Raw genomic sequence first — 22346 nt, 5'->3', positions numbered from 1 at the left:
AACAATTTAGAGTTCGTAGAAGTATAAATGAAATTTTCATTTTAACTATTTGTTTTGAAATGAGAAACGAGCACTTCAAGTTCTTGCACAATTGTTTTCATTTCTGATGATTTTTTAGCAACGACACTCATTTTGTTTACTTGGTCACCAGCTGAAGTTGCTGTTTTCGATGTTTCGGCAGCAACTTCATTTGAAATAGAAGCGATATTATTTAAAGCTGCATTCATTTCTTCAGAACTTGCGGCCATTTCTTCAGCAGTTGCAGACATTTCTTGTATTTGTGTAGAGAAATTGTTAATGTGATTAACAATTTCTGAGAATGAAGATCCAGCGGTACGAATGACTGTAATTCCTTCAGAAGCTTCTGACTGACCTTGTGTCATCATGTCATTTGCTATTTTTGTGTCCGCTTGAATTTGATGAAGTAAATGGTTAATGTCATTTGCTGCTAGCTGAGATTGTTCAGCAAGTTTTCGTACTTCATCGGCAACAACAGCGAATCCTTTTCCGTGTTCACCAGCACGGGCCGCTTCAATAGAAGCATTTAAAGCGAGCAAATTCGTCTGCTCGGCAATATTAGAAATAGATTGAAGTGCAGTATCAATATGATTCGTATGTGTAATGAGTCGCTCTACCACTTGTGATGTAGCGTTAACAGCTTCGTTAATTGTATGCATTTGTGTAATAGATTTTTCAATGACTTTATTTCCATCATCTGCTTTTTCAGAAGTTGTAACAGCTAGGCTAGCGGCAGAAGAGGCAGCTTGTGCAATGCGCTGAACACTCGTTGCCATATCATCCATTGCGGTTGAACTTTCTTCAATGCTAGAAACTTGTGAACGAATATTGTGCTCAAGAGCACTCATAGTCTCTTTAGTTTTTGCGGTATTTTCCATAGAAGCAGTTGTTTCGATAAACACATTTTCAGAAGCTTCTTTTACACTTGTTGATGTTTGTTGAACTTGCTTTATTATACGCTGTAAGTTAGCAAGCATTTGATTAAAGGAATTTGCGATGTCACCAATTTCATCTTTACTCGTTACGTGTAATCTAGCGGTTAAATCGCCATCTTGAGAAGCTAATTCTTTTAACTTCGCATCAATTTGTCGAATCGGTTTAACGAGTTTACCAGAGAACCACCATGCCAATAGAATAGACGTTAATGTACATGTAATGAGTGAGAAGAAAATAATATATTGAATAAGGGATGAAGAAGACTCTACGTCAGCAATTAATACGTCCCGTTTGTCATTTTCTTCATTTGCATATTTAGTAAAACGACTTAAAAGATCATTTACATAATCTGTTTGAGCAAGAGCAATTTTGGATGCTTCATCCCATTTTCCTTCCCGTGCAAGAGGGAGGACTTCATTATCTACGACGCTGCGCCATTTTGCTCCCATTAAAATGGCCTCTTTCATTCCTTCTGGGAGTTTTTTATCACTTGTTACTTTCTCCCTAGTATCAGCTAGTTTTTTTCCTTCCCGGTTGAATTTATCCAATCCTTTTTGGTCATGTGATAGTAAATATTCTTGTAAACCAGCGACTTGCGCTTGGAACCAATCGCCACGTTCTTTTAAAATCGTTGCTCTTTTCGATACATCATTCTTTAATGTTTCGATTTCACTTGCTTGATTCATCGCGAATGAAAGAATAACAATAAGAGCAATGCTAAATAAGGAAGAAATGCTTAAGAGTGTGAACAGTAGTTTTTTTCGAATGCTAACATATTTCATTGTTACCCCTACCTTTTTAAAAACTATTTATTGTAATTTATAAATATTGAGAACGAAACTAATAAAAACATAATTAAGAAGTTACTAATCTGTTCAATGAAAATTATAGCAGATAATGGAATATGGCATATTAATGTGATTAAATGTTCTTAAAATGTATACATTTGTATATCAAAAAATTCATAAATAAAAATCAGAAATGGTATTGTAATTTGAAATAACATCCTGTATACTTCTAATTAGTTGATAACGATTATCACTATCAACTGAACATTACTCTTCGTTATGTTGGTCATACCCCTTTTTGACGACGTAAGTCAGAGACGAATGTTGAAATATCTTGTGTCCTATTCTACAGAATTATGGTAATCTCCAACCTCAACTTATATGCGTAAGCATGCAAAAAAAGGATCCTATCCGTGAAGGGATCCTTTTTTGCATGTTGTCGCAATTAATGTGTATAGACCTGGTATACGTTCTTCAATTCCTTCGGGTGAAGTAGAAGGGAAAACCCACCTTTGATGAGACCCGTGTTCTTCAACTAGCTTTTCAATTTTAAAACGTTCTTCCGCAAGTGTTGTAACAATTTCTCCTAACGTCCAGCGGCGTATGCTTGTCTTCGGTAATGATTCTTTCTGCGATTCTGTAAGAAGAATGCTATAAGCAACATCATCTTCAATCAATTCTTCATCGAAATAATTTCCATTGGCCCGAAATGATGGATGATCTACACCTAATAATTTAGTGTAAATAGGATGATAGTCACGAAGGATAAGCATTCCATCTTGTTTAAGTAAGTTAGCAATCTTTTGAAAGAGTGGTTTTAAATCTAAAAAGTAATGAAGTACACCAAGTTCCAGCAATACGACATCAAATGATTCGGAAAGATTTACATCCAGTACATCAGAGACGATGTATTGGATAGAGACACCAGCAGCTTCGGCTAGTTCGGTTGCGTATTTTTCATTACTTGCTGAAATGTCTACAACTGTTACATCGGCTCCTAAAAGAGCAAGAGCAACTGCTTTATTTCCTTTTGATCCGAGTAAATTAATAATACGCTTTCCTTTTGGAGATTGTATGTAAGGTAAATAATGATTTACCTCGCGCACGGGATCTTCCATGAGCTTTTTCGCATAATCCTCGGGCGCCCCGTGGCGATTTGTCCAAGCTTCATAAGCAGCTGCGTTCCAGCTTTTTTCATTAATAGTACTTAGTTGTTTTTGATTCAATTTTATCACTCCTTTTGTGAACGTATAGTTATTCGGTGAATGAGTAGGATTTCCTGTTTTTTTGAATAAAAGTTTGATTTTTCTGTTGTTAAGTCGTAAAATACGTTTTATACATAAAAGCGTTGAAAAGGAAAAGTAGAATGGAATCATTCTTTCCAGAGAGCTTCGGTAGCTGAGAAGAAGCAAGAATATTCATTTGAACAATGGCCTTTGAGCTTCGTCCTGAACTTATCAAATGATAATAATAGGCGGCGACGAGAGTTGGTACTCGTTATCAAAACCACAGTATAAGAGCATATAGCTCCGTACTTGTTAAGGTTAGTTATGCGAATGACTGACGAAATAAGGTGGTACCGCGACTGTTTATACAGCCCCGCCCTTATCTTTTTTAAGATAAGGGCGGGGCTTTTTATATTTTAAAGGAGGAATATAAGATGAGTATTTTTATTGGAGGCGCTTGGCCGTATGCAAATGGTTCGTTACACCTTGGACACATTGCTAGTTTGTTACCAGGAGATATTTTAGCACGTTATTACAGGGCAAAAGGTGAGCATGTGTTGTATGTTTCAGGAAGTGATTGTAATGGAACACCGATTACAATTAGAGCAAAGCAAGACGGTGTGACGGTGAAAGAAATTGCTGATAAGTATCACGAAGAGTTTGAGCGATGTTTTCGTAGCCTTGGTTTTACTTATGATTGCTATACACGTACAGATAGCGAGCATCATCATGAAACTGTTCAAAAAGTCTTTTTGCGACTATTAGAAGAAGGTTATATTTATAAAAAAGTAGTTGAACAAGCTTATTGCGAAACGTGTACGCAATTTTTACCGGATCGATATGTAGAAGGTATTTGTCCGCATTGTCATGAAGCAGCAAGGGGCGATCAATGCGATGCTTGTTCCGCTATTTTAGATCCACTCGATTTGTTAGAAAAGAAATGTAAGTTATGTGGTAGTACGCCATCAGTACAGGAAACAGAGCATTTCTATTTTGCATTGCATAAATTTCAGCAGCAAATTAAAGAGGCCGTAGAAATTGCAAAGCAGAAAGGAACATGGCGCGACAATGCAATTCAATTAACAGAGAGATATTTAAAGGAAGGATTACAAGATAGGGCAGTGTCACGTGATTTACCAATTGGGGTACCAATTCCAGTGGCAGGATATGAAGATAAGAAAATTTACGTATGGATTGAAGCAGTGACAGGATATTATTCGGCGAGTAAAAATTGGGCTGAAGAAACAGGGAAAGATGATCAAGAGTTTTGGGATAAAGAAGCGAAAACATATTATGTACATGGTAAGGATAATATTCCGTTTCATTCAATCATTTGGCCAGCGGTATTACTTGGAATAGGAGAAGAAGCGATCCCGCGTCATATCGTTTCGAATGAGTATTTAACAGTAGAAAAAAGAAAATTATCGACAAGTAAAAACTGGGCAGTATGGGTGCCTGACATATTAGAACGCTACAATCCCGATTCTATTCGTTACTTTTTAACAGTTAACGCACCAGAAAATCGTGATACTGATTTTTCATGGCGTGAATTCATTTACAGTCATAATAGTGAATTGTTAGGTGCATACGGGAACTTTGTGAACCGGACATTAAAGTTTATTGAAAAATATTATGGTGGTACTGTACCGAAGGGAAGTATTGATGTAGAGCTGAAAGATAAAGTAGAAGGATTATATAAAAGTGTAGGAGAGGCGATTGAACAAACTAAATTTAAGGTGGCACTAGAAACAATATTTGATGCAGTACGCTTTGCAAATAAATACTTTGATGAAAAGCAGCCTTGGAAACAAAGAGAAGACGACCCAGTTTCATGTGAGGAAACAATTTATAATTGTGTTTACCTAATAGCAAACTTTGCACAACTGCTTGAACCATTTTTACCGTTTTCAAGTGAAAGAGTTAGAAATACATTATCGAGTGTTAAAGTAAATTGGGAACCTCAAAATACGTTGCCAAACCGAATTGATAATGTGCAGCCATTATTTGAGCGAATCGATGTAAAACAAATTGTACATGAGGTAGAGAAGTTATATGGAGCGGTAAAGTGAAATATAAGGAAAAGACCTTTCAAATAAATGAAAGGTCTTTTGTTATGCTGTATAACCCTCTTTCTTATCTTTCAAAAAGAAAAGCACAGCAAGGATTACGAGAATAATAGCCGCAATATCATATGTTATTTTGAAGGTAGTAATAAAGTTTAACATATCGTAACTTTATTCACATTTATATACAAGTTGATGTTGTCACGCACTATGCACACGATTATGTTTTTTTTCTTTCCTAGCAGTAAGTAGTTGTGGTGTGAAAATACCGAGTAATATAACCACAATACCAATCCACTGCATTGGCGATACAACTTCATGAACAAGTGTAATAGAAGCGATAATTGCTGTTGGTAATTCAGCTGCACCTAATATTGTACCAAGTCCCGTTCCGACTTTTGGTACCCCAATTGAAAAACAAATGACAGGTATAATAACCCCGAACAGTCCAAGGAAGAAAGCATATTTCCATAGGCCTGCTTGTAAAGCGCCGTCCGTTAAAAAGGTAGGCGGGAAAAATAAGCATACAATAAGAGTAGCACTCGTTGTCATAAGAAAGCTTTTCGTATAAGGCGGAACATCTGTAGCAACGCGCCCGCTTACAAATACATAGAATGAGAAAGAGACGGCAGCTAATAGTCCGAAAATAATACCTTTCGTAGAAAAGTTTTGTCCAAGACCTTCAAATACTCCACCAGCAAACAATGTACCAGTAAATAAAATAATAATAGATATAACTTTCTCACGGCTTGGGAATGTCCGGTTGGCAATCGCTTCGATGACTACACCAATCCAAGTGAACTGAAAGAGTAAAACGACAGCGATAGAGGCTGGCAATTCTTCTACGGAAATAGCATAGAAAATACCTGTCATACTCATTGTTGTGCCGACTGTTAGTAACGAAAAGAATTGTTTTTTTGATACTTTATGACGTGAAAAGAACAGAACGAGTAAAAGTAGTCCAATCCATCCGAAGACATATTGCCCTCCTAGTAGTTGGTGTGCGGAAAATCCGTCGATGAATCCGAGTTTAAAAATAGTTGAAAGTACGCCGTAGCTACAAGCACCGAATAAAACTAGTAACGAATACTTAAACTTCTCCATAAAAATCCTCCTTTTAAATAATAAAAAACGCCCGCTATCCAAATAAGGATAACGGGCGAACGAAACAGAGTAAGATACTCTACAAAATTCCGCCATTCATACGAAGTATGAATTTGGGGTATGAAATTAGAGTAGGTTTTACATTGCTTTTGGGAATACAATGGAGCATTTTACACCTTGAGGTGTGTTTTGTATTCCATAAGGAAACTGATGTTTATCTAATATTTGTTTTACAATATATAACCCAAGACCACTACCTTGTACTAAGCCATGTTTGTCAGGATTTGCGCGATAGAATGGTTCAAATAAATGGGCAAGTTTATCTTCATCAATTTGAGAACCTGTATTTAATACTTCTAATGCGTAACCGTTTGGCTTTTCATAAAGTTTTATATATACATGCTGATGGTCAATTGTATAATGAATTGCATTTGAAATAATGTTAAAAATAGCAGTTTGCATAAATTTAGGATCAGCTAAAATTTGTACATCTTGTTTAATGTTAGATTGAACATTTAATTGTTTTACAGATACAAAATAATCTACTTTCTTTATAACGTCCTCAATAATATTAGTTAATGAGATAACTTTTAAATTTGGTTTAAATTGAGGGTTTTGTATTTTGGATAATTCTGACACTTTTTCCGTTAATATGTTAATATCTTGCATCATCTCATATGAACGTTTTAAATATTTATCTCTATCTTTATAAGCGCCAATTCCGTGAATCATGCCATCGAGTTGTCCCATAACGGCTGCGATTGGTGTTTTTAATTCATGGGATATCATAGACATAAATTCTTTACGAGATTGTTCTAACTGTTGTTCCTTCTTGAGTTCATTTCTTAAATCTTGATTGCTTTCATGTAAATTTTTCACAATAGTAGGTACTTGTGAGGCAGCTACTTGCAAATTAAAATCTGTTTGATCTATATTTTTGTTAAGTAGCTTTTTATCTGAGAAATCAAGATTCATAATATCTTTTAAAGCATCGCTCATATATCGGAAAGGTTTGGCGATTATTTTTGCGTAGATTAAAGATCCAAGCAGAGATAATGCAAGCATTGTCGCCCCAATATGTGGAGCTAACTGCTGCAACACATCTGTTAACTTTGGATTATCATGTGTATCATTTGCTTTACTTGCTGCATTTTGTGTATGTAAGGCATCATTGTTAGTAACTTGCTTTTCCGCTTCTGTAAGTGAAGACGTTGTGTTACTTTTCCCCGGAATATTTTGTGCATGTTCTTTTGCTTTTGCAGTTTGGCTAGGCTGCAAAAGATGATTGATGGCTGTAGAGAGTGTTTTCATGTCTATTTGAGAAGATTGAAAATTAGAGATGCTACTCTCTGACACAGCTTTATTTTGCTTTGTTTTACTTTGGTCGTTTTGTTTGTCTGATTCCGCTTGTTCCGCAGTTTGCGTTCCAGAAGCTTTCAAACGATCTTTATCGTAATTTGAGGCTAGAAAATAAATAATTTGATAAAGACAAAGTGATAATAGAATACAAAATAATAAGGTTTTGATGAATATATTTTTGGTGATGTTGTCTTTGCTAAGATTCGATTTTGTAGCCAATGCCTTTCACCGTTTTAATATAAGGAATTTCTAATTTTTTTCGTAAGTTTTTAATATGTGTATCTATAACCCTCACATCACCATAATGTTCATAGCCCCATACCTTATTCAACAAATCACTTCTTGATAGTACTTTTCCCCGATTTTGCAGTAAAGTATATATAATTTCAAATTCTTTTGTAGTCAATTCAATTTGATTACCATGAACATAAGCGGCATATGCTGTAGAATTTAACATCAATTCATGGAATTGTAGTATAGTTGCAGCTTCTGCTTCCTTTGTTGCTGCCCTTCTTAATACAGCTTCTACACGTTTTATAAATACGGTGTAATGGAACGGTTTTGTAATATAGTCATCAATACCTAACTCAAATCCTTTAATTTCACTTTCTTCATTATGTAAGCCTGTTAACATAATGATTGGTACATCAGATTGTCCTCGCATAATTTTACAAATACTATAGCCATCTATATCTGGTAACATTACATCGAGGAGGACAAGATCGTATGAATTTTTTTGGAAAAGAAGAATGCCTTCTGTTCCAGCACCAACTACATCAACAGTAAAGTTTTGTGCCATTAGAAATTCACGAATAAGTTCTTGTATATCTGGGTTGTCTTCAATCACCAGTATATGCGTCATAGTAACACCTCCTAAATAACGCTTTTTACTGCAATATTCGAATTCGTCATTTTTCGGATGACTCAGATTGTTTATACATATAATAAGCCCCCGCTATAAAATAGTAATGAAAGTAGCAAGGGGGATTGTTTAGTGTCACTGAATAGTTCAGAATTACAGTAGTTCTATTATAGTATGTATTGTAAAATTTATAAAACATTATAACTGTATAATTTTAATATCCATGTTTATCAATGTTACGATGATGTTGAATGCAATCTATTTTTATTATATATGTAAATACAGTTACTTTGCTACTGTAAATGAATAAATAAAATAAGCCAAGACATAAAATTCTTGGCTACACATAAATCTTGTTCTTAGGCTAATTTACAGTGACAGTAGCTTGCTGCTGAACGCGCTCAAATAACCAGTGAATATCATTGTTAAACATACGAATACAACCAAGTGTTGTTGCTTTCCCGATTGCTTGATTATTGTTAGTTCCATGAATCGCATACGTTGTTCCGTAAGTTCCTGCCATATTTAATCCGAGCCAGCGGTCCCCAAGTGGATTACGTGGATCGCCGCCTTTAATTTTTCCTGTATAGTAAGGACGGTTTTTAATTTTATTTACGATTTGAAAAGTACCCTTAGGTGTTGGTGTTGCTGCTTTTCCAGTAGCGACAGTGAAACTTTTTATGAATTTTCCATCTTGATAATAATCCATTTTATTTATTTTTGTGTTTACGATAAGCTGATCTTTCGTCGTAGCTGCTTCTGCAGTAGTGAATGGAAGAGTTAAAAATCCTAATGATAATAGCGCACTTAATAATAGTTTTTTCATTATATTCTCCTTTTACTTATTGTAGTAGTCTTACATACAATGAATTTGTAAACCTCGTAATGCTTGATTGACATTTTCATCTAATGTTTCAAAAAAGGTAGTAATCTTTGTATTACATTTGTTGTTTTTATCAATAAGTAATCTTTCATTTAATAAAAGCTCACCATGTAGTCCAAAACTTTGAACTCGAATATTTAGTTCATCTTCAGTTTCAGAAATAATCGGTAAGAAATAGTGAAAAGCTTTCGTTGGAATGATGTAGCTTTTGCCAATCATGCTTTCTTGATTTGAATTAACCCATTTTCTCGTGACGATCTTAATGTTCTTTTTTGAAACGATAAAAGACAGCGTTGTAGATTTTGTTAAACTTACGTCAAATTCATTTGTTTCACATATTTGTAAATTAAAAACGGTTTCATTTTGATGAGATTCAACATTCGTATTAATAAAATCGTGCATTTTATAAGCTTCCATTTCTTATTCACCCTTTTTTCAATTTCGAAAAGCGACTTATATTTATTCAGTTTAATGTTTAGTCATATATTAGCTAAATTTTTCAACAAATTCCGATATAATCTTACAATACGTATATGAAGCTAATATGAAGTTTATATGAGTTTATGGTGGTTTTTTATAGAGAACAAAATAAGGTGGTTTTCGAGAGTTAAAAACTGGATGAAAAATGTATATTAATGGATTTCCTTCGCGTGATATATAGTTGTTAGCTTGTTTTTAAATGCTAATAGATATAAGTAAATAGAGAACAAAAAACTTTAGAATGAGCCTTACAAAAATGTAATAAAAATGTAAGCTATTGTGATAGTTATTTCGACAATTTTTTTATACAATAATAGTAACAAGTTGTACGTGAATGAAAGGGGAGATGACATGGAATGGGTTCATGAATTATTTCAGCAATATGGGTATTATGTAGTACTTGTAGGCCTGCTGTTAGAATATATTGCACTTCCGTTTCCGGGAGAGCCAACATTAGCATATGCGGGGTTTTTAGCACAGAAGGGTGATCTAAGTTTACCTATTTTAATTATCCTATCCTTTATTGGGACAAGTGTAGGAATGACGATTCAATACTTTTTAGGTAATAAGCTTGGTATGCCTTTTGTTCAAAAATACGGGAAGTACGTATTTTTAACACAAAGAAAAATTGATTTAACGAGAATGTGGTTCGATAAATATGGATATTTCCTTATCTTTATTGGCTTCTTCATTCCTGGTGTACGTCATTTTACAGGATACTTTGCAGGTATCATTAACTTACCGTTTCGCCGCTTTGCAATTACAATTTATTCAGGTGCTTTATTCTGGGTATCGTTCTTCTTAATTGGCGGCTACTGGTTAGGTGGTAACTTACATGATATTTTCGGATTACTGGGAGATCATATCGGCAAAATCATTTTCGGAGCGATTGTCATTGTAGCAATTACGTTAAGCGTTCGTTTCCGCAAGCAACTAAAACGAGTATTTTTACAAAACGCAAGTTAATATGGAATCCATTCTATGTCAGATTTTAGGGAGGCAGTGCAAAAGCACTGCCTTTTTTATTGTATTTTCCAGTTTGCTTTTATTTTTCCATCGATACCGTAACCGGTGGCTGGTATATAATACGTTCCCGTTCTATTAGGTGAAAGTTCATACGTATCGTCACTTAGTTCGGAAAGGGGTTCATATTTATTAAATTCACTAGAAAAGCCAGTGCTATAACCTTGGTAGGTGCTATTTTCAGTAATAAGGAAGTTTACGTTGACCTCAATTATGTAGTTCTTGAAGATTATTATATACGTTATGTTTAGTATAATATATATTCGTTTTTGACATGTATATACGTCAAAATGACAATTATAATTGACAAAGATAAGGATATTATTTACAATTTTAATTAAATAAATGAAAAAGAGGGAAGACATGAAGCTTCAAAATCGAGTGAGGGAATTTCGAGCAAAGCATCGTTTATCACAAGGGGATTTAGGGAAAGCGATTGGCTCATCACGGCAAACCATTAGTTTAATTGAGCGTGGAGATTATGCACCATCTATTGTGTTATCGCTAAAAATCGCACAAATTTTTGGAGCGCCGGTGGAGGAGATATTTATGTTGGTGGAGGGGGAAGAGGACGATGAAGATGAAGAGTAAACGAAAAAAACAATTTGATTTTGTGGGGAAAATAGCATTAAGTATGATGGGTGGCTTTTTAACATCTTATATAGCTTTAAATTTACTCTCGAATGAACCGAGAAAATTATCATCTAATACATTTATAGGTGTATGTACTATTTTTGGAATCTTAATGATGTACTACACTTGGAAGAATACACGTATGTTAGCGGAGGCACGCGATGAAGAAGAGAGCGTACAAGGCAGAAAATTAGGCATTATAAGTATATATTTACGTGTAGGTGATATAGTTACGCAGGCATGGTTTGTATATGCAGTTATTACATGTAGACGTGCACTGTTACAGGATACAAATGTGTCATTTGCAGTGTGGAATTTAGTAGCTTCTATTGTCTGTTTAACTATTGTAGTGGTTATCGGGCTCATAACAAAAAATCGTTATAATAAGCTATATCCTGAACAAGGTGTAACATATATGGAATCTATGAAAATGTGGACGAAAAACGCAGATGAAGGATTAAAGCACATTGTGCATGAGGCTGGATATAAAGCATATGAATTTACGAATACAATATTGGCATATGTATGGTGGGCTGCCGTTATATATACAGCGGCTAGTGATATCGATTTTGTATTAATTGGCTTAATCTCATTTATTTGGATATTGCATCTCGGAAAATTCATGTACGAAATGCAGAGAAAAATGATTTATTAAGGGGAGAAAAAGGTGGATATTTTAAGAAGGCCAGCTGGTTCCATGACGGCGGCGCTAGTTCTGTCCATTTTATACGGAGTAATTCGAACTGGGAAATTAGAAGTAATGTTGAATATATGGGCAGTATTTGGAATTGTATTATTAGTGTTAGCCATTCATGAGCTAGGGCACGTAGTATTTGGTTTGATAGGTGGTTTGAATTTTAAATTTATGACAGTAGGACCTATCACTGTTCAAAAAGAAAAGGGGAAATTACGCATTCGAGAAAATAAATTATGGGCGTACTTTGGTGGTGTGGTGATGTTAGCACCGTCTTCTATAGAGACACCGAACCTTTCAAAGAAATGGGCGTGGATGACTTTAGGCGGACCAATTATGAGTTTATTATTCGGTATTACTTCAGGTTACATATACATGGTGAGCTATTATCAATATCTTTTATATTTTTCCGTTTTCCACTTTGTGATTTTTGCAGTTACAATCGTGCCGATAAAGGGAACGCTACTAAGCGATGGCATGCAATTTCTCATTTTAATTAAAGATGATGAAAAAGCTAAGCAGCATTTATATACGATTCAAATATCGAGTGAGTTATTTAGTTATAAAAGACCGAAAGATTGGGATGAGAGATTAGTAGAACTTAGTGAGGAAAAATTAAAAGAGGATAAAAGTATAAGAGAGATAATGAGCGGACTTATGCTCGTCTTTTATGCCCGAGCTGATCAAAAGGGAATGGAAAGAGCGATACCGTATATAGAACAAATTGTTCAGCTATCTGTAACGAAGGAAAATAAATTTTTCGTTGGTAGTTTTCATAGTTGGTATCTTTTATATAAAGCTCTTTATCAGACGGATAGCCTTTCTCTGCAAGAAGCAAAGGAACATGCAAAGGCCATTACCAAAATGGATTTAAACGGATATTACCGTACACAAGGAATTATTAAATATTTAGAGGACGATATGGAAGCTTCCCGCATTTATATGAAGAAAGCTGATAAAGAATTGGAGAGTGCTGAGAAGAGTGGAATGGGATATTTACAAGTAGAGAGAGAATGGTTTGAGCAGCTACAGGCGAGGGTATCTTACGATGGGTGAGGTATCCTCTTTTTTATATGTCATCTTATTCGATTTCATAAAAAACGAAGTACAGGTAGAATAAAAGAGATAGGAGGAGATACATATGGAAATTTTATCGATTATTTTGATAGTCTTGCTCATTTATGCTGTTTTTAAAGTGGCGTATGTAGCATTAAAGATACTCGCGATCCTATTAATTATCTTTTTAATCGTTGAGTTCGGCAGTAAGTTACTTGGGGGATAGGCATGTTGTGCGTTTTGAGTGTCGAACCGTCGATATAATGAAAAAATCGCTGATATAAGTGGAGAAACGATCGATATATTTTAAAAATCGTTGATATATTTAATTGAATACTAAGTGGGGTATATGGGAAAGAAGTTACCGTGGAGGTAACTTCTTTTTATTTTGGTGATGGGGTATGAACAGGAAAGAACAGTAAACAAAAAAGCTGGAAGAATATCTTCCAGCTTACGAGTTACTTTCAATTTGACGACCATTTTCTTCTTCAGTGTCCTGTAATAGATTGAATACATCTGCTAGGCAGAATGCGATAAACCAAGTCCATAGACCGTGGAAGAAAGCTGAGCTTAATTGAAGTGGTAATGTATAGTTTGTCATTGAGTAGGAAATACATCCACCAACGATTCCGATCATTGTTAATAACATTGTTTTTTGAGCATTTTCTTCTGGATTGAAGAGGAAGAAAATGTATCCGCCTAAAATTGAAGCGCTTACAAGGGTTTCGATTCCATTAAAAATGATATTCTCTCCAAGCTCTGTGTTTGTCCAGAAACAGATCACGCCGCCGACGATCGCAAATAGGACAGCTAGTGTGTATCGTATATATTGATTCATATGTTCATCTCCTTATGTAATAAGATGATTTGGAAGTCAAAAAGGTAGGTATAGTATATTGAAGTGAATTTTAGTTGTACGTATCTTTTATAAAAAGATCAGTGAAGAATAACTAAGATGATCGGTTTTTTTAAACCGTTACGTGTATGGTGTCTGAAATATACCCGACTGCTCGTTTCTTTTTGCTTATAAAAATAAGAGAAACTTCCAAGTCTATATACTCTTTTTTGTAAGTCTAGTTTTATTATAACATATTTAGTGATACAATAATAGAATTATCTGATTTTGTAATAAGTGTAAAAAATAAAAAACGCAAGGAATTGTAGTTCCTTGCGCCTTTTTATATACGTTTGAAACGGCCGACAATTTCAACTGTTTCAGTAATGTTCATAAATGCTTTATTATCCACTTGGCGGATAATACGTTTCATTTCGCCCAACTCGTAGCGAGTTACGACAGTGTAAATCATTTTTTTCTTATGGTTTGTATAGCCGCCGACAGCATCTACCATTGTTACGCCACGTATGCCGTGATGTAATAGTGAGCTTTTTATTTCCTCACCTTTTTCTGTAATTGTCATTATCGTTAATTTAATATGTTTTGTATGCACGGCATCAATTACTTTGCTGACTACAAACCGACTAATTAACGTATAAAGCGTAATATCCCATCCGAAAATAAATCCTGCTGCAACAAGTAAGATTAAGTTGAATCCAAAGATGATTGCTCCAATTGAAACATCGCGATGTTTCGCTACAATCAATCCAACAACATCAAAACCACCTGTTGAAGAAGCAAATCGGAATATGATTCCTGAGGCAGCACCGCAGATGACACCACCGAATACAGAAGACAGCAAAATATCATCTGAAACTTGGTGTACTGGGATAATGTTCATCGCTAAAGATGATACAGCCACAAAGTATGCCGTTAAAAAGGTTGTCTTCTTTCCTAAGTAAAAGTGACTTAAAATAAGAAGCGGAATGTTTAGTAAAAAGATAAGTGCTCCGATATTGTAGTGCATTAAATAACCGATAATCATCCCTACACCAGCGAATCCACCGCTAATCATATTATGCGGGATAAAAAACATATTCATAGAAATTGCATACAAAATAGAAGCTATAAAAATAACAACTAACTGTATGATGAATTCTAAATGAAATGTTTTAGCTGCTGGGAAGGATAAAAAGGCGGTGTCGGGAACGTAATCGGCGTCTCCTAGTTGACCCATAGTATGTTTCATCTCCATATTCATTTTTGATTACAAGAAGAGAATAAAGCTTTTTTCAAAAACTGGCAATAGTTTTATTATAATGCAAAAATTTTATAAATTTCTAACAAATTAAACCTATTCAAAGATACGTGTGAATATACTAAAGAAAGCGGATACATTAGTTTTCTAGCATAATTTTTTGAGAAAATATGCAAAAAAAATTTTTGAGAACAAAAGGAAATAGAGAATGTTTGCTGAATATGCTAAAATGACTTTATTAAGGATGTGAAGCGATGGAATTTTTATTGCAGGATGCAATTCTATATATATCGTTTGTAACGACAGCGCTTTGTGTATTAGAAGTCTTTTTTCTTGCTAACGTTTCTCGCTTTGTGCGTCAGCAAGCATCGAGCGGTAGACAGAGAGCTTTTAAACTAGTAGATACGTGTGAAGAGGGTACAAGAAATGTACCGCTATTTTCTATTTTTTATAAATATGGAATGATTCGTTCTGTCCGCAGACAAGAATCGAGTGGAGAGAGTGACGAGGTAGGTCCGTATACACCAATGTTTCGCTAATTAATTACGAAACATTGGAGGAATGAACATGTTAAAATCATACCGAGCTAGGCTCATTAGTTTATCATTATTACTTGTTTTTGTTTTATCTGGCTGCAGTAATGCAGGCACAATTGATTCACATAGTACGGGAATTTGGAACCATTATTTCGTATATCCAATCTCATTTATGATTCAATTTGTTGCTCATCATATACCTGGAGCTAGCTTCGGGATTGCCATTATTATCATGACGCTCGTTATTCGTTCAGCAATGATTCCATTAGCTGTTTCGCAATATCGTAGCCAAGCGAAAATGAAAAAAATGCAACCTGAATTACAGAAGCTGAAACAGAAATACGGTGATGTGGGTAAAGATCTTGAAAAACAAAAGCAGTATCAAAAAGAAATGTCAGAACTAATGAAATCAGGCGGTTGGAATCCGTTAGCTGGGTGCTGGCCAATCTTTATACAAATGCCGATTTTCTCTGCTTTGTATTATGCGATTAGCCGAACTGAAGAGATTCGTACATCTTCATTTTTATGGGTGAACCTAGGACATGCAGATCCATATCATATATTACCGATTATCGCAGCGTTAACAACATTTATTCAAATGAAGGTGTTCCAATCAAATGTAACGCCTGGAGAACAAGTTCAAATGCTGAAAATACAGCAAATTATGATGCCTGCAATGATTCTATTTATGGGATTTGCGGCGCCATCAGGACTGGTGCTGTATTGGATTACAGGTAACTTATTTACAATGACACAAACAATTGTATTAAGAAAAGTAATGGAACGTGAAGAATTACAATTACAAAAAGCTTAGAAAAACGCCGCTCGTGATGAGCGGTGTTTTTTATTTAAATCGTTAAGGAAATTTTAAGAAACCAACATTACTATTGGCATTGTATACGAAAGTGTACATGCTTTAGAACTATGAAGGAGGAAATTTCCTATGAAGAAGAAAACAGTTGGGTATGTAGCAATTGCAGGTGCTTTATCATTTGGAATTATAGGAGGAGCTTGCATACCAGCGTTTGCGGCAACGAATACTCCAGCGGCCGAGCAAGTTACAAAAGGAACTGCGAAGAAGAATTTAGATGAGGCTACAAAACAAAAAGTAAAAACGATTATGGACGATACAAAGAAACAGTTAGAGGAACTAGGTGTGAAACTTCCAGAGAAGGAGAAACGCAAAGACATGCTTGCGGACTTAGATGAGGCGACAAAAGAAAAAGCGAAGTCGATTCTAGAGCAAGAAAAATCCGGGAAATTAACTCGCGAACAAGCAAATGAGGAATTAACAAAGCTAGGCGTGAAATTCCCAGAGAAAGGTAAGCACAAAGATATATTCGCGAATTTAGATGAGGCGACAAAAGAAAAAGCGAAGTCCATTTTTGAGCAAGAAAAGTCCGGAGCATTAACGCATGAGCAAGTGAAAGAGAAATTGAAAGAATTAGGCGTAACGCTTCCAGAGAAAGGGAAGCACGGTGACATGTTCGCGGATTTAGATGAGGCGACAAAAGAAAAAGCGGAAGCAATTTTGAAGCAAGAAAAGTCTGGAACACTAACTCGTGAGCAAGCGAAAGCGAAGTTGAAAGAACTAGGTGTGAAATTCCCAGAGAAAGGGAAGCACGGTGATATGTTCGCGAATCTAGATGAGGCGACAAAAGAAAAAGCGAAGTCTATTTTTGAGCAAGAAAAGTCCGGGAAATTAACTCGCGAGCAAGCGAAAGAAGAATTGGCAAAACTAGGTGTGAATCTTCCAGAGAAAGGGAAGCATGAAGACATCTTTGCAAACTTAGATGAGGTGACAAAAGAAAAAGCGAAAGCGATTCTAGAAAAGGAAAAGAAACAATTAGCAGATTTAAATGTGGATCTTCCAAATCATAAATTTTTTATGAAAAAAGATGAAAAATAATTGAACTATGTAGTATCTTTCGTGTGGGCAACCGAAAGGTACATACGACAAATGCGAGGACCGATTTCTGTAAGCAGAAATCGGTCCCTTTTAATGATTCATTGAAATTCTTTTCATTGTTAGTATGTATCCAAAGATGCAGTAGAAGATTGCAAAACCGATAAACACTTCAGTATATTGGTATTTACCTAATACGTAGAAGGAAGCAGCTGGTATAATAGCTACCGCTAAAATGCTATAACCAGGATACTTATATCGATACATGATAGCGAATATAAAAGAAAGAACAGTAGCGATGATACAAAAAATAGCAATCATTATTAGTACACCTCCTACATGAATTATACCATTTTTAGGGAAATAGAGAAAAATGGTAACTTCTGTTATAATATAAGAAGAGAAATGTTTCTTATGTTATATAAAATATATATTGATTTTTTCTAACAATTCAATATAATGAACAATAACTACAAAATTCGACATCAAGAAGTGATGATGAGGACATGATCAATTTTTTACGATTCTCAGAGAGGGAAGCCTTTGGCTGTGAGCTTCCTAATACGAGAAAATCGATTACCACCTCTGAACTGCAGCAGTGAACGGATACCTAGTAATTGCTTGCCGGCAAAAACCGTTATTTGGACTTGAGAAATTGGTGAAGTGTGTCACTTTACGAATTGAAACAAGGGTGGAACCACGAATACAACACTCGTCCCTTTTTTAGGGAGGAGTGTTTTTTTATTTTATTTTTGCATCACACTAGTATTGGAAGGAGGATACGCAGCATGCATCATGATGAGAAAAACAAAATTGGTTTAACAGTAGCACTTTCTATCGTAGTAGGAACTATTATTGGGTCTGGTGTGTTTATGAAACCAGGGAGCGTATTAGATTACTCAGGGAGTTCTAATATGGCAATCCTTGCTTGGGTAATTGGTGGTCTGTTGACGTTAGCAAGTGGTTTAACAGTAGCCGAAATTGGAGCGCAAATTCCGAAAAATGGTGGGTTGTATACGTATTTAGAGGAGATTTACGGAAGTTTTTGGGGGTATTTATCTGGCTGGATGCAAACAATTGTTTATGGACCAGCTATTATTGGAACGTTAGGTTTGTATTTTAGTTCTTTAATGATCAATTTTTTCTATTTAGATAAAGTCTGGAATTTACCAATCGCAATTGGAACAGTTGTGTTCCTAGGCGTTATAAATAGTTTGGGAACAAAATATGGGGGCATCGTCCAAACGGTTACGACAGTTGGGAAGATGATTCCAATTATATTAATTGTTGTGCTAGGGTTTTGGAAAGGGAATAGTGATATCTTCAACGTAGTTGTACCGATATCAGAAAATCAAAGTATCGGGATGGCAATTTTAGCAACTTTATTTGCCTATGATGGCTGGATTTTACTCGCTTCTATTGGCGGAGAAATGAAGAACCCAACAAAGTTATTACCGAAGGCAATGACAGTTGGGATTTTAATTGTAACAGCTGCTTACGTGTTAATTAACTTAGCGTTATTAAATGTATTACCAGCAGCGAAAATTGTAGACCTTGGAGAAAATGCAACAGCGACAGCTGCGGGTATGTTACTTGGAGAATATGGCGGGAAAATTATTAGTATCGGTATTATCATTTCTATTTTCGGTTGTTTAAATGGAAAGATTTTAACGTTCCCACGTATTCCGATGTCGATGGCAGAGCGTGGACACCTTCCGTTTTCTAAGTTTATTGCAAAAGAAAATTCGAGATTTAAAACACCAGCAAATGCGATTACTGTTGAAATCATTTTAGGAATTATTTTAATGCTTATTAGTGATCCGAATAAGCTATCTGAGATTTCCGTATTCATTATTTATATTTTCTACGTAATGACGTTTATTGGTGTCTTCATTTTACGAAGACGTAACAAGGATAAAGAGCGTGCATATAGTGTACCGTTATTCCCGATTGTACCAATCGTTGCGATTTTAGGGTCATTGTTTGTACTTGGAAGTGCAATTATTAACGATCCGGTAAGCTGCTTCTTATCAATTGGAATTGTATTTACTGGACTTCCGGTATATTGGTACTTAAATAAGAAGAAAGAAACTGGAGTTTAATGATTGAAGGGCAGGCGTATTATACGCCTGCTTTTTTGCTATAAAAAAATTTGTACTTGCGTCCACTTTCTCTTTTGGTTACTATAATGGTAGTAACCAAAAGAGAAAGTGTGGGGAAAGGCTTGAATTTTCGTGTATATATTTTAGCTATTGCGGCTTTCGTAGTCGGAACGGTTGAGCTAATTATAGGAGGAACGCTTGATTTAGTTGCTAATGATTTAGGTGTGTCGATTAGTGCAGCTGGTCAGCTTATTACAATATTTTCAGTAGTATTTGCTCTATCGGGGCCAGTTTTATTAGCATTAACAGGCAAGTTTGAAAGAAAGAAATTGTATGTTGTGGCATTATCAATTTTCTTAATTGGAAATATCATTTCGGCATTTAGTGTGAATTACGAGATGTTAATGTTCTCGAGAGTAATTTGTGCAGCGAGTGGATCGCTTATTATTGCACTATCGGTAACACTTGCTTCTAGTGTAGTAGAGCCGCATTTCCGTGCGCGTGCAATTGGAATCATTTTCATGGGTATTAGTGGATCACTCGTACTTGGAGTACCGCTAGGTCTTGTGCTCGGAAATGCATATGGATGGCGTGCACCATTTGTATTAATTTCAATATTAACGGTTATGGCGATTGCTTGTATTTCATTATTCTTAACGAAAGTACCAGCGACATCGGTATTATCAATAAGAGAACAAATTGCTACGTTAAAGGATAAAAAAATTGTAAGCGCACAGTTAACATCATTTTTATTTTTAACAGGTCATTTAACGCTATACGCATATTTAACGCCGTTTCTAAAAGATGTGATGCATGTTGAAGCAAATTGGATTAGTGTGTTTTACTTCATTTTCGGAATTGCAGCGGTACTTGGAGGTGGCCTTGGCGGCTGGCTTGCTGATAAATGGGGATCGAAGAAAAGTATTATTTCCATCATTATCGTATTTGCATGTGCAATCTTTATGTTGCCGATGATGACATTCTCATTCCCGCTTTTCATTATTATGATGGGGCTTTGGAGTATGCTGAGCTGGGCAATTTCGCCAGCACAGCAAAACTATTTAATTGAAATTGCGCCAGAATCAGCTGGTATTCAGCAAGGTTTAAATAACTCTGCACTTCATTTAGGAATTGCACTTGGCTCAACAGTGGGCGGAGTTGTTATTGAGAAATCATCTGTTATATATAACGCTTGGGTAGGCGGCGTTTTCATTATATTGGCACTGCTTTGTGCGATTTTCTCTATTACGAGAGGACGTTCGAATCAGCTTACGAAAGAAGAATCTATCATTTGATAGGTTCTTTTTTGTGTGAAAAATTGCAGGGGTTAGTAGAGAAATGGAGAAGGGAGTATATAGCGAGGTGATAGTATATGGAGTCTAATTTTTCAATTATTGGTTTTCTAATTTCTTTAGTCCCATTATTTCTTATTATTTTTGTATTTAGATGGATTCGTTTCATCTATCAAAATTCTGAGAAACAAGTAGAGCAAAATGAGAAGATTATTGAGCTTTTGATGGAGATAAAGGAGCAAAAAAAATCGTGAAATGAACGTTCTGTATTTACAAATCAAAACCATCCGAAAAACCAACTACATAAAATTGAATTAGCGAAAGCGTAAAAAAGAGCTGTACCAAATGAGTATGTAAAACTCCGTTTGATACAGCTTTTTTTGTATGGAAAATTATATTATCTATTCAAATGGTAGAATCGATTTTTGGATTTGTTAATATCTCAACTTCATCAACAATTCCTTAATTTCCTCATCCTGCATAAAGAGATCATGGTGCTTCTCTGTAATCTTCGCAAGTGCAACGTCATGATAGAAGAACTCCGTAAAGAACTTCACGAAAGGTTGTGACATTGTTTTCATCGCTTGCCATGATTCTTGCTCTACACCAGCAAATAAAATTTCACTATCGTCAACGATGAGTAGTAAATAACGCTCTAATGCGTTAGGTTCTTGAGCTGGGATTAAAAAATGCATGTTTTCTAAGTCAGTTTCCACTTTTCCAACTATGAGGGACTCGACTTGGACGCCTTGTTTTTCTTTTTGTTCTAGTAAAGGAAGATATTCTAAAAGGGTATCGTTCCATGCGGAGATGCGTATGGATTCTTTCGCATCTTCTATAAGTTGCCTACTTTGTACTTTAATAGAAGACTGCATTTTTAAACTCCAAACGCGGTCATCTGTAAATGATTTTTTAGAAATATTATTTTCAAGTTCTTTAATATTAGATTGGAATTCTGTCGTTAACTTTTCAATTGCTAGCTTGAGTGGTAATGCTGTATACAATTTTTTCTTTTCAGAAACAGAATCCATTACCATCCCTTTATTAATGAGTCGTGCTAACACTTCGTATATTTTTGCTTTTGGAACACCTGAATGTTTAACGATAGTTGTTGCATCCAATGGGTCATTGCTTGATACGACAACTTCATAAGCTTGGCTTTCATATTGTGAGAAACCGAATTTTTGTAGCATAGTTCCCTCCGAACGAATGAGATTATATGTTAAGGATAATGAACTATTTGTTTTTACACAAGTGTTGAGATAACAAGTAGGTTGATTGAAATGAGAACA

23 protein-coding genes and 2 other annotated features are annotated in these 22346 nt (G+C 35.3%); of the genes, 12 read left to right on the top strand and 11 right to left on the bottom strand.

Features of this window, described 5'->3' with window-relative positions:
• Nucleotides 1–41 precede the first annotated feature (41 nt).
• Nucleotides 42–1736, bottom strand: coding sequence for a methyl-accepting chemotaxis protein (locus LCF45_RS24865; protein ID WP_263894349.1), 1695 nt, complete (start codon nt 1734–1736; stop codon nt 42–44).
• A 413-nt stretch (nt 1737–2149) separates the two neighbouring features.
• Nucleotides 2150–3118, bottom strand: coding sequence for a class I SAM-dependent methyltransferase (locus tag LCF45_RS24860; RefSeq protein WP_142274081.1), 969 nt, complete (start codon nt 3116–3118; stop codon nt 2150–2152).
• Nucleotides 3082–3352, top strand: a binding site (T-box leader). Its footprint overlaps the gene before it by 37 nt.
• 50 nt (nt 3353–3402) lie before the next feature.
• Between LCF45_RS24860 and metG the strand changes: the two genes are divergently transcribed.
• On the top strand, nt 3403–5037 hold the full coding sequence (gene metG / locus LCF45_RS24855) for a methionine--tRNA ligase (RefSeq protein ID WP_263894348.1): 1635 nt from the start codon (nt 3403–3405) through the stop codon (nt 5035–5037).
• A 195-nt stretch (nt 5038–5232) separates the two neighbouring features.
• Here the strand turns inward: metG and LCF45_RS24850 are convergent, their stop codons facing one another.
• The 5 genes from LCF45_RS24850 to LCF45_RS24830 form a co-directional block, all read right to left on the bottom strand.
• Complete coding sequence (locus LCF45_RS24850) at nt 5233–6135, bottom strand: EamA family transporter (protein WP_002015976.1); 903 nt, start codon at nt 6133–6135, stop codon at nt 5233–5235.
• Nucleotides 6136–6273: 138 nt separating this feature from the next.
• Nucleotides 6274–7713, bottom strand: a complete 1440-nt coding sequence (locus tag LCF45_RS24845) for a sensor histidine kinase (protein ID WP_002129818.1) — start codon at nt 7711–7713, stop codon at nt 6274–6276.
• Nucleotides 7691–8356, bottom strand: a complete 666-nt coding sequence (locus LCF45_RS24840; RefSeq protein ID WP_000148832.1) for a response regulator transcription factor — start codon at nt 8354–8356, stop codon at nt 7691–7693. The genes LCF45_RS24845 and LCF45_RS24840 overlap by 23 nt, the downstream gene beginning before the upstream one ends.
• Before the next feature lie 364 nt (nt 8357–8720).
• Nucleotides 8721–9182 (bottom strand): L,D-transpeptidase, encoded by a 462-nt coding sequence (locus LCF45_RS24835; RefSeq protein ID WP_002015973.1) that lies wholly within the window; start codon nt 9180–9182, stop codon nt 8721–8723.
• Between the two features lie 30 nt (nt 9183–9212).
• On the bottom strand, nt 9213–9656 hold the full coding sequence (locus LCF45_RS24830; protein ID WP_002034632.1) for a DUF3978 family protein: 444 nt from the start codon (nt 9654–9656) through the stop codon (nt 9213–9215).
• 414 nt (nt 9657–10070) lie between these two features.
• Between LCF45_RS24830 and LCF45_RS24825 the strand changes: the two genes are divergently transcribed.
• The 5 genes from LCF45_RS24825 to LCF45_RS24805 all read left to right on the top strand — a co-directional run bounded on the left by LCF45_RS24825 (nt 10071) and on the right by LCF45_RS24805 (nt 13351).
• Entirely contained in the window at nt 10071–10685 is a 615-nt protein-coding gene (locus LCF45_RS24825; RefSeq protein WP_002129815.1) for a DedA family protein, read from the top strand.
• 402 nt (nt 10686–11087) lie between these two features.
• Nucleotides 11088–11333: a helix-turn-helix transcriptional regulator gene (locus LCF45_RS24820; RefSeq protein ID WP_002067963.1), complete on the top strand. Its 246-nt coding sequence runs from the start codon at nt 11088–11090 to the stop codon at nt 11331–11333.
• Nucleotides 11323–12030, top strand: a complete 708-nt coding sequence (locus tag LCF45_RS24815) for a DUF3169 family protein (protein ID WP_033713416.1) — start codon at nt 11323–11325, stop codon at nt 12028–12030. Before LCF45_RS24820 ends, LCF45_RS24815 begins: the two co-directional genes overlap by 11 nt.
• Nucleotides 12031–12072: 42 nt before the next feature.
• Nucleotides 12073–13125 carry a site-2 protease family protein gene (locus tag LCF45_RS24810; RefSeq protein ID WP_002129811.1) on the top strand — a complete coding sequence of 351 codons (1053 nt, stop codon included), beginning with the start codon at nt 12073–12075 and terminating at the stop codon, nt 13123–13125.
• Between the two features lie 85 nt (nt 13126–13210).
• Nucleotides 13211–13351 carry a DUF3985 family protein gene (locus tag LCF45_RS24805; RefSeq protein WP_000404757.1) on the top strand — a complete coding sequence of 47 codons (141 nt, stop codon included), beginning with the start codon at nt 13211–13213 and terminating at the stop codon, nt 13349–13351.
• Nucleotides 13352–13576: 225 nt separating this feature from the next.
• Here LCF45_RS24805 and LCF45_RS24800 read toward each other — a convergent pair whose 3' ends face one another.
• The gene (locus LCF45_RS24800) at nt 13577–13963 is read right to left on the bottom strand and encodes a DUF3938 domain-containing protein (protein ID WP_002034640.1); all 387 of its coding nucleotides are present in this window, start codon (nt 13961–13963) and stop codon (nt 13577–13579) included.
• Nucleotides 13964–14303: 340 nt separating this feature from the next.
• On the bottom strand, nt 14304–15197 hold the full coding sequence (locus LCF45_RS24795; RefSeq protein ID WP_000530031.1) for a YitT family protein: 894 nt from the start codon (nt 15195–15197) through the stop codon (nt 14304–14306).
• A 275-nt stretch (nt 15198–15472) separates the two neighbouring features.
• Between LCF45_RS24795 and LCF45_RS24790 the strand changes: the two genes are divergently transcribed.
• From LCF45_RS24790 to LCF45_RS24780, 3 genes are all read left to right on the top strand, one after another.
• Nucleotides 15473–15757 carry a hypothetical protein gene (locus tag LCF45_RS24790; protein ID WP_002015967.1) on the top strand — a complete coding sequence of 95 codons (285 nt, stop codon included), beginning with the start codon at nt 15473–15475 and terminating at the stop codon, nt 15755–15757.
• A 28-nt stretch (nt 15758–15785) separates the two neighbouring features.
• Nucleotides 15786–16568 carry a membrane protein insertase YidC gene (gene yidC, locus LCF45_RS24785; protein ID WP_002015966.1) on the top strand — a complete coding sequence of 261 codons (783 nt, stop codon included), beginning with the start codon at nt 15786–15788 and terminating at the stop codon, nt 16566–16568.
• Nucleotides 16569–16697: 129 nt separating this feature from the next.
• The gene (locus tag LCF45_RS24780; RefSeq protein ID WP_002129785.1) at nt 16698–17663 is read left to right on the top strand and encodes a hypothetical protein; all 966 of its coding nucleotides are present in this window, start codon (nt 16698–16700) and stop codon (nt 17661–17663) included.
• 90 nt (nt 17664–17753) lie between these two features.
• Here the strand turns inward: LCF45_RS24780 and LCF45_RS24775 are convergent, their stop codons facing one another.
• Nucleotides 17754–17981, bottom strand: a complete 228-nt coding sequence (locus LCF45_RS24775; protein WP_002015964.1) for a hypothetical protein — start codon at nt 17979–17981, stop codon at nt 17754–17756.
• Nucleotides 17982–18146: 165 nt separating this feature from the next.
• Nucleotides 18147–18383: a binding site (T-box leader), on the top strand.
• A gap of 65 nt (nt 18384–18448) precedes the next feature.
• Here LCF45_RS24775 and LCF45_RS24770 point away from each other — a divergent pair.
• The 3 genes from LCF45_RS24770 to LCF45_RS24760 all read left to right on the top strand — a co-directional run bounded on the left by LCF45_RS24770 (nt 18449) and on the right by LCF45_RS24760 (nt 21308).
• Nucleotides 18449–19762 (top strand): APC family permease, encoded by a 1314-nt coding sequence (locus LCF45_RS24770; RefSeq protein WP_002167429.1) that lies wholly within the window; start codon nt 18449–18451, stop codon nt 19760–19762.
• 110 nt (nt 19763–19872) lie between these two features.
• Complete coding sequence (locus LCF45_RS24765) at nt 19873–21057, top strand: MFS transporter (RefSeq protein ID WP_002129783.1); 1185 nt, start codon at nt 19873–19875, stop codon at nt 21055–21057.
• Nucleotides 21058–21134: 77 nt separating this feature from the next.
• The gene (locus LCF45_RS24760; RefSeq protein ID WP_002034605.1) at nt 21135–21308 is read left to right on the top strand and encodes a hypothetical protein; all 174 of its coding nucleotides are present in this window, start codon (nt 21135–21137) and stop codon (nt 21306–21308) included.
• 180 nt (nt 21309–21488) lie between these two features.
• On the opposite strand, the gene LCF45_RS24755 is transcribed toward LCF45_RS24760, so the two are convergent.
• The gene (locus tag LCF45_RS24755; RefSeq protein ID WP_263894347.1) at nt 21489–22247 is read right to left on the bottom strand and encodes a TrmB family transcriptional regulator; all 759 of its coding nucleotides are present in this window, start codon (nt 22245–22247) and stop codon (nt 21489–21491) included.
• Nucleotides 22248–22346: the final 99 nt, after the last annotated feature.

The organism is Bacillus sp. 41-22 (assembly GCF_025809295.1).
Classification (GTDB): Bacteria; Bacillota; Bacilli; order Bacillales; family Bacillaceae_G; genus Bacillus_A; species Bacillus_A mycoides.
The sequence above is the reverse complement of the archived record's forward strand: the minus strand, read 5'-3'. Positions and strand labels throughout refer to the sequence as shown.